11 protein-coding genes and 1 tRNA gene are annotated in these 10511 nt (G+C 69.2%); 6 read left to right on the top strand and 6 right to left on the bottom strand.

The annotated features are described in order from the left end of the window. Positions 1 to 179 precede the first annotated feature (179 nt). Complete coding sequence (locus tag ABVB68_RS15260) at positions 180 to 1352, bottom strand: serine hydrolase domain-containing protein (protein ID WP_353601532.1); 1173 nt, start codon at positions 1350 to 1352, stop codon at positions 180 to 182. A gap of 72 nt (positions 1353 to 1424) precedes the next feature. Continuing rightward, a complete protein-coding gene (locus tag ABVB68_RS15255) occupies positions 1425 to 2768 on the bottom strand; it encodes an NsdA family TPR-like regulatory protein (RefSeq protein WP_353601531.1) in 1344 nt (447 codons plus the stop codon). A gap of 253 nt (positions 2769 to 3021) precedes the next feature. Between ABVB68_RS15255 and ABVB68_RS15250 the strand changes: the two genes are divergently transcribed. The 5 genes from ABVB68_RS15250 (at position 3022) to ABVB68_RS15230 (ending at position 6229) form a co-directional block, all read left to right on the top strand. After that, positions 3022 to 3516: an ATP-binding protein gene (locus ABVB68_RS15250; RefSeq protein ID WP_353601530.1), complete on the top strand. Its 495-nt coding sequence runs from the start codon at positions 3022 to 3024 to the stop codon at positions 3514 to 3516. Then, the gene (locus ABVB68_RS15245; RefSeq protein WP_353601529.1) at positions 3516 to 3848 is read left to right on the top strand and encodes a hypothetical protein; all 333 of its coding nucleotides are present in this window, start codon (positions 3516 to 3518) and stop codon (positions 3846 to 3848) included. The genes ABVB68_RS15250 and ABVB68_RS15245 overlap by 1 nt, the downstream gene beginning before the upstream one ends. A 131-nt stretch (positions 3849 to 3979) precedes the next feature. Continuing rightward, on the top strand, positions 3980 to 4147 hold the full coding sequence (locus ABVB68_RS15240; protein ID WP_353601528.1) for a hypothetical protein: 168 nt from the start codon (positions 3980 to 3982) through the stop codon (positions 4145 to 4147). Between the two features lie 94 nt (positions 4148 to 4241). Beyond that, on the top strand, positions 4242 to 5438 hold the full coding sequence (locus ABVB68_RS15235; RefSeq protein WP_353601527.1) for a JmjC domain-containing protein: 1197 nt from the start codon (positions 4242 to 4244) through the stop codon (positions 5436 to 5438). Next, positions 5372 to 6229, top strand: coding sequence for an aldo/keto reductase (locus ABVB68_RS15230; protein ID WP_353601526.1), 858 nt, complete (start codon positions 5372 to 5374; stop codon positions 6227 to 6229). Before ABVB68_RS15235 ends, ABVB68_RS15230 begins: the two co-directional genes overlap by 67 nt. On the opposite strand, the gene ABVB68_RS15225 is transcribed toward ABVB68_RS15230, so the two are convergent. From ABVB68_RS15225 to ABVB68_RS15210, 4 genes are all read right to left on the bottom strand, one after another. Then, positions 6217 to 7074: a hypothetical protein gene (locus tag ABVB68_RS15225; protein WP_353601525.1), complete on the bottom strand. Its 858-nt coding sequence runs from the start codon at positions 7072 to 7074 to the stop codon at positions 6217 to 6219. The two genes, ABVB68_RS15230 and ABVB68_RS15225, sit on opposite strands and share 13 nt — an antisense overlap. 384 nt (positions 7075 to 7458) lie before the next feature. Continuing rightward, positions 7459 to 7532, bottom strand: a tRNA-Pro gene (locus tag ABVB68_RS15220). Between the two features lie 65 nt (positions 7533 to 7597). Continuing rightward, positions 7598 to 8356, bottom strand: a complete 759-nt coding sequence (locus tag ABVB68_RS15215) for a Pr6Pr family membrane protein (protein WP_353601524.1) — start codon at positions 8354 to 8356, stop codon at positions 7598 to 7600. Between the two features lie 316 nt (positions 8357 to 8672). Beyond that, on the bottom strand, positions 8673 to 9599 hold the full coding sequence (locus ABVB68_RS15210; RefSeq protein WP_353601523.1) for a metallophosphoesterase: 927 nt from the start codon (positions 9597 to 9599) through the stop codon (positions 8673 to 8675). Between the two features lie 93 nt (positions 9600 to 9692). On the opposite strand from ABVB68_RS15210, the gene ABVB68_RS15205 reads away from it, so the two are divergent. Beyond that, entirely contained in the window at positions 9693 to 10160 is a 468-nt protein-coding gene (locus tag ABVB68_RS15205; protein WP_353601522.1) for a GatB/YqeY domain-containing protein, read from the top strand. Positions 10161 to 10511 lie beyond the last annotated feature (351 nt).

Genomic DNA, 10511 nt, shown 5'->3' with positions numbered 1-10511 from the left:
CATCAGCGTCCTGTTCGCCATGCTCCGCGACGGAACCTTCTACGAACCCAGAACCCCACGGCTTGCTTGACTAAAGACATAGAGGCACCCCCCCCGCGCCGAACGGCGGCCGAAGAGAGGACAGGCGCCGATCCGGCCGCTTACGGGAGGGTCATCTGAAGAAATGCGCTCCCGACCAACTACGACAGTGATCTCCGCACCGCGTCGACCAGGGCAGCCGCACGCGCATCATCACCGCCCGCGATGATGGTGTTCATCGCGTATCCGAAGGCAACGCCATGCTCCGGGGCCGCGAAGGCAAGCGAGCCTCCTCTGCCGGTGTGGCCGAAAGAGCCTGGCCCGAGCATCGGGTTGCTCTCGGTTGGCAGCATGTACCCGGCGCTGAAGCGGCTGGGGATCAGCATGACCTGGTCCTTCCCGCGGGCCTGCTCCTCGGTCGCTGACGCCAGGGCGTCCGGGGAGAGCAGGCGCACGCCGTCCACCTCGCCGATCAGCGCGGCGTACATGCGGGCAAGAGCGCGTGCGGTGCCGATGCCGTTGGAGGCCGGGAGCTCCGCGGCCTGCACCTCCGGTGAGTCGAAGTCGATCTCGGGCGGGTCGGTGACGGCGTACGCCCTGTTGCTGAATGAGTTCGGGTCCCGCCATGCGGCGACCTGCTCGCGGAGTTCCTCGGGCACCGACTCGGTGGGCAGGGTGGTGAGGTCGACGTCCGGCCGCTGGTACACCATGCGGCTGACTCGGTCGCGCTCGCCGGCGGGCAAGCCGATGAAGAAGTCCAAGCCCAGCGGGGTCGCGATCTCGTTGGCGAAGAAGCGGCCCGGTGAGCGGCCGGACACCCGTCGGATCACCTCGCCGACTAGCCAGCCCCAGGTCCGGCCGTGGTAGCCGTGCGCTGTGCCCGGAGTCCAGAGGGGGCGTTGCGCGGCCAGTGCCGCCGCCATCGGGTGCCAGGCCAGCGCATCCTTCAACGGCACCGGCTGGTCCAGCGTGACCAGGCCGGCCTGGTGGGACAGGAGCCAGCGCACCGGGATGTCCGCCTTGCCGTTCGCGGCGAACTCCGGCCAGTACTTCGCGACGGGCGCGTCCAGGTCGAGTGCTCCGCGCTCGGCCAGCATGTGCGCCATGGTCGAGGTCGCGCCTTTGGTCGCCGAGTAGACCAGTTGCAGCGTGTCGCGTGTCCAAGGACGACCGGTTTCGGCGTCGGCCACGCCACCCCACAGGTCCACCACCGGTCGGCCGTTCCGGTACACGCACACCGCCGCGCCGAGGTCTCCGTGCCGGGTGAAGTTCTCTATGAACGCCGCCCGCACTGGCTCGAACCCGGGTGCCACCTCACCGTAGATCGTCGTCATGTCGGCCATCCTGGCAGTCTTGCAGCCCTCTTCACCGAGATCGGCTCGTCTGCGGTGGTCGGGCGGTCGACATCAAACGGCGACAGGCAGTTCCTGCAGGCGCTCCCGGAACTCGCGGACGGAGGGAACGGACTTGTGCGGCTCCAGCCGTGTGGAGAACTCCTTGAGGCGGTTCAGGGCTCGAATGGAGCTGACGCAGTCCTCCAGCAGTTCGGCGCCGTAGTTCGCTGCGTCCAACGCACCCTCCAGGTCGCCGCCGGCGAGCCGCGCCTCAGCCAGACGGCTTGACCGTACCGCCTTGTCCCGGGGGGCGGCTCTCGTCACGGACGTCTCCAGGGAACTGGTCGCGCGTTCCACCTGCCCCGAGCGCAACAGGACCTTCCCCTCGGTCGACCGCAGTTGTGCCTCGCCGAACCAGTCGAGCCAGTCAGGGTTCTCGTCCGTCATGTGGCGCTCCCACAGGGAGGTGGCACGGTTGAGAGCCGTGCCTGCCTCGCGGTGGTCGCCGTCGCGTGAGAGAGCCTCCGCCTTGTGCAGGTAGAGGAACGACTGGGTGCAGGGCGACAGAGAGCGTGGCGCGTTGCCGATCGCGGTCGAGATGAGATCGACACGCTCGGCGGTACGCCCGGCCTCGGAGACGTGCACGCCCATCTCCGCGAGGATGAAAGCGCCGAAGGCGTCGTCGCCGGCGGTGCGGGCGCTGCGCAGGGCACCGACGTAATAGCGCTGCCCCGCGGATCGTAGGCCGGCGTCGTAGGCCATCCATCCGGTCAGGTGCGACACGCGGGCCGCCAGCGCGTACAGCCGGATCCTGACCTTGTCGGTGTAGCGGCCGCCGCTGAGGAGACCGGTGACCAGAGCCAGGTCGCCTCGGGCCTGTTCCAGTAGTCGAGCACCGCCAAGCTGGTCGTCGAGCGTACGGAGAGTGCTGATGCGCTGCTCGATCGTCGAGACCATCGTGTCCGTGACCCGGTCGCCGTTGAGCGCCGCGGCCATGGCGGAGGGCGCGTCCACCCAGCTCGCCGCGAGACCGGTCAGGGCGGCTCCTGTGATGGTGAGGAAGCCTCTGCGGTCCATCCGTCCACTCCCCACCAGATCGGACAATGCCTCGACGGTACCGGCCTCTGTCCACGGAGCGGTGAGTCCGGTCACCTCCCAGACGGGGAGCCAGCGGGGCCATCCCTCCGCACGCGCCTGTTCGTACGGGACGCCCAACAGGTCGGCGACGACGCGCTGGGCGTCCGCGTCCGGCTCCTGGCCCTGTGCCCACTTCCATACAGTCGTCCGGTTGGTCGCGAGCGGGATCCCGAGCTTCCTCCCGTGGTCTTGCATGAGCCGGGCGAACTCGGCCTTGCCCCATCCACGCGTCTGGAGGAGGAAGGTCAGCGGGTGGACTGCTAACGGCTCGGTAGGCACGTCATCACTCCTGTCGTCCGCTCAAGACGTAGGTGGAAGGCTACTTCGCGTGTCCCAGTACGGGGAGGGCGTCCCCAGGAGAAACCCCCTAGAAACGTTCCGGTAGGCCGGGGCACCGCCGTTGACTGAGTATCAGCCGCTGGCGAGCGAGTTCAGTTGAACGCTCGCGGAGCGGCTCCTCAGATCGGCGGCTCCATTCCTGTGCCCCCCGTCGGGGATGGAGCCGCTCTCCAGCTCTTCGGAGGCGTCCGCCATGCCCACGCTCGTCCATCGGTTCGTCCTCGCGGGTATCGAATCCGAGGTGCCCCCGGCTCGGCGCCAGATCGTCGACAAGGTACGCGCGTGGGGTGTGCCTCTGGACGAGGAGACTGCCGACGCCATCCGAGTCGTCGCCTCGGAACTCATCACCAACGCCGTGGTCCACGGGGCGGGGCCGATCACCGTCACCCTGTTCAACCGGCCCGGTCGCTTGGTGATCGATGTCCTGGACGGCGAACCGTCGGTTCCGCGGACAGGGGGTGCCCAACCGGACGACGAGAACGGGCGCGGCTTGGCGTTGGTCCGACTGCTCTCGGCGCGCTGTGCCTGGGAGCCCGCCGGCGCCGGTAAGCGGGTATGGGCCGAGATGGCGCTGCCCATGGCGGTGGAGACGAGCACGGTTGCCGCTGGACCGCGTGGCTTATTCGCGATGTGGGCCAAGTACCGGGATGAGGCCGAGCCCAAGTCGCCGACAATGAGGGTCGTCTGATGGGGAGGCACGCAGTACGAGCGGCTCTGTCTCATGAGCGCGATGTGGTCTTCCGCCCCACCCGCCGCGACATCGACCCAGTCACCGGCGAGCCGACGGCCTATGCGCTGTGGGACAGGCATGAGTGGCAGACGCATGGCGAGTGCTGGCTGTGGTGTGGCCGTGACGACGTCGAGGTGACGTGGATCGGGCCCGTCCGGTCGAGCGGCATGCACGCGGCTCTCTTCGCATGCCGGGCGTGCCTATACGAACTGGACCAGCGCGTCCTGGAGGCCAACATGCGTCAGGACGCGGCCGTTCTGCCGATGAGCGGTCAGTCCATGCGGCCGTAGGCGCAGAGCTGCGGCTCACGGGGCCGCCCAATGACCGCCGCCTCACGGACATCCATCTCTCCCACGGCCGTGAGGCGGCCCTGACCTTCCGCCGGAGCCCCGGCGGGAGACCCAAGAGGAAGGAGCACGAGGTGGAAGAGCACACGGCACCGCCTCCGGCCCGTAGCGGCCTGCTGATGGCGATCGAGGAGCTGACCGCCGTCCACGACCGGTACGACAGCCTCCGGTCCGACAACGCCGGAAGCTCCGGCGACGCGCCGTGGCCGGGCGGCGACGGCAACCTGCACGACAGCGAGTAGGCACGCGCGCACCAAGCGGCTGGGGCCGGCACGACTGGCCGTGCCGGCCCCAGCCGTGTCCACATCAGGCGACCACACCCTTGGAAGGACAGCGATGGAACATCGGTTGATCAACGCGATCGAGACAGCACTCGGGTGGAGCGGGGCCGAGGAGCTGGGCAAGGGTTTCGCGCGGGGCGGTCTGGAGGACCCCGCGCTCCTCTCCCGCCTCCTGACCCCCAACCGGCTGCTCGACATCGCCATGCGCAGGAGCCTGAACCGCCCGCAGTTCCGGTGCTTCCAGAAGGGTGTGGAGGTGCACCCGGCTGTCTACTACACAGACAGCGTCAGCCCCCAGGGCCAGAGCATCCCTATGGTCAACATGCGAGGCCTCGGAAACCTCCTGCGAGAAGGCGCGACGCTCATCCTCGACCAGGCCAACGTCTTCGACCCGACGATGGAGGTCGCGTGCCGGGCGTTGCAGTGGTGGTCCCGTGAGCGTGTGCAGGTCAACGCGTACCTGACGACGAACGACGCCGCTGGCTTCCCCCTGCACTGGGACGACCACGACGTCGTGATCGTGCAGCTGGCTGGCGAGAAGGAGTGGGAGGTGCGCGCGGCTTCCCGCAAGGTCCCCATGTACCGGGACTCCGACCCCAACACCATCCCGAGCGACGAGATCATCTGGTCCGGAGTGATGCGGACCGGTGACGTCATGCACATCCCCCGAGGCCATTGGCACCAGGCGACCAGGACCGGCAGCGGCTCGGGGAAGAGCCTCCACGTCACGTTCGGCATCACCAAGCGCACCGGCGCAAGCTGGCTCGCCTGGCTAGCCGACTGGAGCCGGGAGCACGAGATCTTCAGGCACGATCTGGACCGCTGGCACGTTCCCGATAGCGCGGCTCTGGCCGAGGCCGCCACGGCACTGCTCGGCGAGCGCTCCCCGGCCGACTATCTGGCCGCGTACGAGCAGGAGACGACCCTGCCCAGGCATGTGCCGTTCCTCGACATCCTCGGGCCGCTCGACGCCGTCGTGTGCACCACCCACTTCCCTCCCGAGATCCGGGAGAGCGGGGAGACCGTCGATGTCCTGGCCTCGGGGAAGAGGCTGACCCTCGCGGTCAAGGCCCTGCCGGCGCTGCGTCTGCTGTTGAGCGGCAGGCCGGTCGTGCTGGAACAGGCCGCGGCCGTCGCAGGGGCCGAAGTGGTGGAGGTCGCCGAGATCCTGGTGAAGGAGGAGCTGTGCGCGGTCCTGACCCCCGAGTTGTCCTCGGGCTACACCGGTCTCGTCACGAACGCCGGCTCCTGACCGGGGCGCTGGACCTGGGCGTCACCGCGCTCGACACCAGCACTAACTACCTTGGCTTCCGCTCGCACCAGGTCCTGGCTCGGACAGCCGGTGACCTGCTGCCGAAGTTCACGGTCTCCACGAAGGTCGGCTACTTCCCGGGGTCCGACGGGCCGGAGCACTCCCTGGATCCCACGCGGCTCTACTCGGCCGTGGAGGAGGCGGCCAAGAACCTGGGGCGGGAGCCGGACCTGGTGTTCGTGCACAACCCGGAACACTCGCTCCGGAAAGCTGTCCCGCACGACAAGGATCTGCTTGCAGCGGCGTGCACCGCCCTGGATGACGCCAAAGCTAAGGGGCTGTGCGGCGCCTGGGGGGTCGCGTCGTGGGATCCGTCACCGGTCCTGAGCCTGGTTGACCTGACCGTGCCGAGGCCATCGGTTCTCATGGTGCGCGCCGGCTTGCTGGTCGGCGCCAGAACGCTGGACGCGGCGGAGACCCTCATCAATGCGTGGAAGCTGGGTTATGGCGAGGTCTGGGGGATGAGCCCCTTTGGGGGCAGCACCAGTACCTCGGTGTGGGACAGGTTGGACCCGCGCCTTTTCCTCCAGGACGGCCGTCGGCTCTCCCGCTTCCAGGCAGCATTCAGAGTCGCCTACCATCTCCCGCGGGTCGGCTCCATCGCCGTGGGCACCGACGAACCGACCCACCTGGAGGAACTCGTCGGAGCCCTGGCAAGCCAGGTGGAGGAGCGGACCGTCCAGGAGTACCGGAAGCTCCTCCGCGACCGCTCGCGTGATCACTCTGCTTGAATCTCCTCGATGACCTGCTCGGCCGTGCGCTGTGCAGGCTCCAACCGAGGATCCTCAGGGTGCGCGTACGGCCCAAGGATCTTCGAGCAGACGAACAGCGTCATCAGCTTGCCGTCCCGGCTCTCGAAGTCCCGCCGACGCTCCTGCCGTACACGATCGGCCAGAGACGGGACGGCAAGCGAGCTCGCCCACAGCGAGGCCGAGTCCAGTCCCTGTGGGGCGTTCCCCCAGTCCTCCCAGTCGAAGAGGCTGAACACCGGCGCCGTGACGTTGGCCCAGTTCAGGTCGGCGTGGGCGGGCACCCAACGCTGGACGACCGTATCGAAATCGCCCGGAAAGACAGCCCGAATGGCCTCGGTGACCGACGTCTGGGTGATGGTCTCGGTGTCGGGTGTCGCGACCCGCCTTGTCTGGTGCCCTGCCAGCGCGTCCAGAGAAGCGTTCAACCCGTCCCACCACTCGTCCGAAAGTTCCGGGGCCTCCCTCAGAATGGCGTTTCCGACTGGAGCGGCGGGCAGAAGGTCAGTTTCGTCGGCCCGCCACATCACCTGTTCGTTCGCGTCCCGCCAGACCACGCATCCCCGCCAGGCCGGCTGGGCGACGCCGTCCAAGCGGGCGGCGCACTCCGCGCCGTTCCACCCTTGATACGTGATCTTGTCGAGCAAGCGTCGCTCGATGCGGACCCAGGTCTCGCGGTCGGTCCGTGCTCCTACGGACCGACGCTTGCGCACCACCGTTTCCGGTAGGAAACGCACCTGCAGAGACTGGACCACGCGATCCAAAACCTCGTCAACTGGCTGCACGCGTAGGTCAACAGTCTGACTCGTGGAGACCGAGAGCGTCATACAGGCGACCGTAGCAGTGGGGCAGCGCGAGGTAGTCAAACACGAGAAACCAACCGCTACGTTCGGTTACACCCAGTAGCTCACGAGAGGAGATCACATGAGCCTGTTCGGCGGACCAGCCCTGCCAGATCCCGACGGCGGCTGCTCCCACAGCGATCCCGGCGCCGACTCATGAACTCAGGTCTCCGACTTCCACTCGTGTCCCCTCCCCGTGCCATGCCGCTCTGAGGCGAGCTCCCAAGCTCCGGCCTACCCACAAGCGCGGGAGCCGCCCGGGAGCCAGATTCCGAACTCGGCTCCCAAATGGCTCCCAAAATGGCCCCCGGAACCACTCAGGGGCCCGACCCGCTAAGCGGATCAGGCCCCTGACCTGGTACTTCACTGTCGGGGTGGCGGGATTTGAACCCACGACCTCTTCGTCCCGAACGAAGCGCGCTGCCAAGCTGCGCTACACCCCGATGTCGCTGCTGTCGCGGCGACGACGTTTACTTTAGCCCACCGGTGGCCGTAGACGAAATCCGGTTTAGCCGGGGTGGCGGACCGGCGTCGGGCGGGCGTGGTCGAGGGCTACCAGGAGGATCGCCACGGCGTAGATCGCGAGGCCCAGCAGGAGGGCGTTGGCCAGGGTGCCGCGGTAGCCGTGGGCGCTGACGTCCAGGAAGGGGTAGAGGTAACGCGAGGGGTCGGCGGGCTGGAGGAAGACAGCCCGAGCCATGGAGAAGGCCAGGTAGACCAGCGGGTAGACCAGCCAGGCCGTCGCCTGGCGCAGGTGCAGGCGGCCCGCCGGGGTCAGGAGCAGCCAGTCCAGCAGGGCCGCCGCGGGGGCGATCGTGTGCAGGAGCTGCAGTGCCGCCCACTGGGCGTGCCAGCGTTCCGGGGGTGTCGTCGCGCCCGTCATGGAGAACGGGGGCGTCGTGTGGGCCAGCAGCAGGTGGTAGACCAACGCGGCGATCACGACGTACAGGAGCGCGGCCCCTGTCACGGCGGACGGGAGGGGGCGGCGGGCCCGCCAGGCCCTGGTCGCCGACAGGAACATGACTACCGCGAGCAGCAGGTTGGCCTGGACGCCGAAGTAGCTCAGGGTGCGGGCGGGGGTGCCCAGCAGGAGTTCCAGGGCGACGCCTGCGGCCGCCATCATGGCGATGACCAGGCGGAACACCGCTGTCGGGGGTCGGCGGACCGGAGCCACCACCGCCGTGGCCGGGACGGGAGCTGGCAGCAACAGGGGCGGGCCCGGGATCGCTGGCAGGTCCCGGATCTCCCTGGGTATCGGGGCGGTCATGCCCTCACGCTAGGAGCGGGTGAGGGGCGCGGCCATGTGGGTTAGCCCGGACGGGTTACGGCCCGGCGAGAGGAGAGAGCCGGGCCGAAGGAGAGCCGGGACGGCAGAAGAGAATCGGGACGGCAGAAGAGAATCGGGACGGCAGCAGAGAGCCGACGGCAGGAGAGAGCCGGACGGCAGAAGGGCGCCGGGACCGCAGAGACAGCCCGCACCGCAGAAGAGTGGCGGGGCGGGACCGTGGAGGGAGAGGAAGAGGGGGGAGGGCGCCGAGCCCTCAGCGCCCAGGGAGTAAGGGAGGGGCGGGGCCGCTCGTTCCTTACTCCCTCCCCACCAGCGTCAGCAGCGTCGCCTCCGGAGGGCAGGCGAAGCGGATCGGGGTGTAGCGGTTGGTGCCGCAGCCCGCTGAGACGTGGAGGTGGGAGGTGTGGCCCTCCGCCGTGTGCCTGGAGAGGCCCTTCACCCGGTCGGTGTCCAGGTCGCAGTTGGTGACCAGGGCGCCGTAGAAGGGGATGCACAGCTGGCCGCCGTGCGTGTGACCGGCCAGGATCAGGGGGTAGCCGTCCGCGGTGAAGGAGTCGAGGACGCGCAGGTAGGGCGCGTGGACAACGCCGAGGGAGAAGTCGTACGTGCCCGACGGGCCGCCGGCGACCTGTGCGTAGCGGTCGCGCTTGATGTGGGGGTCGTCCAGGCCGGTCAGCTCGACCGACACGCCCTCGACCTTCAGGACACCCCGCGTGTTCGTCAGGTTCAGCCAGCCCGCCGCGTCGAAGCCGTCGCGGAGGTCCTCCCACGGGTTGTGGACCACGCCCACCGCCGGCGGGTTGCCGTTCAGGCCGTGGCGGCCGCTCGTCTTCTCGAACAAGTAGCGGGCGGGGTTGCGGAGTTTGGGGCCGTAGTAGTCGTTGGAGCCGAAGACGTAGGCGCCGGGGAACTCCATCAGGGGGCCGAGCGCGTCCATGACCTCCGGCACGCCCTCTGGGTCCGACAGGTTGTCGCCCGTGTTGATCACGAAGTCCGGGCGCAGGCCCGCCAGCGACTGCAGCCAGCGCTGCTTCTTGCGCTGGCCGCTCACCATGTGGATGTCGGAGACCTGCAGCACGCGCAGCGGGCGCATGCCCGGCGGGAGGACCGGGACCGTCACTCGTCGGAGGCGGAAGGAGCGGGCCTCGAAGCCCGCCGCGTACGCCAGCCCGGCGGCGCCTGCCGCCATGATTCCCAGGGGTACTCCGTATCGCGCGCGCATATGACCATCGTGTCAGACCCGAGCAGTACGTCGAGACCGGCCGGCCCCTAAATCGGGGGGCGTTCACGGTGGTGCACCTGCGACAATCGAGCCATGACCACCACGCTCAAGTCGAAGCTGCACGCCGACCTCAACGCCGCGATCAAGGAGCGGGACGAGCTGCGCTCCTCGACGCTCCGGCTGACGCTCGCCGCGATCACCAAGGAGGAGGTCGCGGGCAAGGAGAAGCGGGAGCTCTCCGACGACGAGGTGCTCAAGGTGATCACCCGTGAGGCGAAGAAGCGGCGCGAGGCCGCGGACGCCTTCGCCCAGGGTGGCCGTGCCGAGCAGGCCGAGCGGGAGAAGGCGGAGGGCGAGCTGCTCGCCGAGTACCTCCCCAAGCAGCTTTCCGACGAGGAGCTGAACGCGATCGTCGCGCAGTCCGTCGAGGAGGCCAAGGCGGCCGGTGCCGAGGGGCCGCGGGCCATGGGCGCCGTCATGAAGATCGTGAACCCCAAGGTGGCCGGCCAGGCCGAGGGCGGCCGCGTCGCCGCCGCGGTGAAGAAGCTGCTGCAGGGCTGAGACCCCGGGTGGCTGACCGGCGCCCCCCGGTCCGGCTGACCGGGTCGACCTCGATCACGGCTGACCAGTAGAGCCGTGCCACGCCCGACTGTCAGACCTCCGCTCCGGCCGACCGAGTCGATTGGGGGTACGCCTGCCCGACAGGCCCGGCAGGCGTACCCGCCATGGCCCGGACCCCTCCGGCAGGCCCCGCCACGGCGCGGACCTCCCCGGCAGCCTCGTGGTGAAGAACCCGGCATACGAGTGGGGGGGGGGGCCGGGGGCGGGGGGGGGGGCCCCCCCCGGCGTGCCCGGCGGGGGCCGCCCGCGCGGGCCGCCCCCCCCCCCCCCCCCCCCCCCCCCCCCCCCCCC

This window comes from Streptomyces sp. NPDC096012 (genome assembly GCF_040426375.1).
Classification (GTDB): Bacteria; Actinomycetota; Actinomycetes; order Streptomycetales; family Streptomycetaceae; genus Streptomyces.
The sequence above is the reverse complement of the archived record's forward strand: the minus strand, read 5'-3'. Positions and strand labels throughout refer to the sequence as shown.

What these genes read in the sequence shown, in the direction of transcription:
- ABVB68_RS15260 (WP_353601532.1), bottom strand. Translation starts at nt 1,352, where the DNA reads ATGACGACGATCTACGGTGAGGTGGCACCCGGGTTCGAGCCAGTGCGG.
- ABVB68_RS15250 (WP_353601530.1), top strand. Translation starts at nt 3,022, where the DNA reads ATGCCCACGCTCGTCCATCGGTTCGTCCTCGCGGGTATCGAATCCGAG.
- ABVB68_RS15245 (WP_353601529.1), top strand. Translation starts at nt 3,516, where the DNA reads ATGGGGAGGCACGCAGTACGAGCGGCTCTGTCTCATGAGCGCGATGTG.
- ABVB68_RS15235 (WP_353601527.1), top strand. Translation starts at nt 4,242, where the DNA reads ATGGAACATCGGTTGATCAACGCGATCGAGACAGCACTCGGGTGGAGC.
- ABVB68_RS15225 (WP_353601525.1), bottom strand. Translation starts at nt 7,074, where the DNA reads ATGACGCTCTCGGTCTCCACGAGTCAGACTGTTGACCTACGCGTGCAG.
- ABVB68_RS15215 (WP_353601524.1), bottom strand. Translation starts at nt 8,356, where the DNA reads ATGACCGCCCCGATACCCAGGGAGATCCGGGACCTGCCAGCGATCCCG.
- ABVB68_RS15210 (WP_353601523.1), bottom strand. Translation starts at nt 9,599, where the DNA reads ATGCGCGCGCGATACGGAGTACCCCTGGGAATCATGGCGGCAGGCGCC.
- ABVB68_RS15205 (WP_353601522.1), top strand. Translation starts at nt 9,693, where the DNA reads ATGACCACCACGCTCAAGTCGAAGCTGCACGCCGACCTCAACGCCGCG.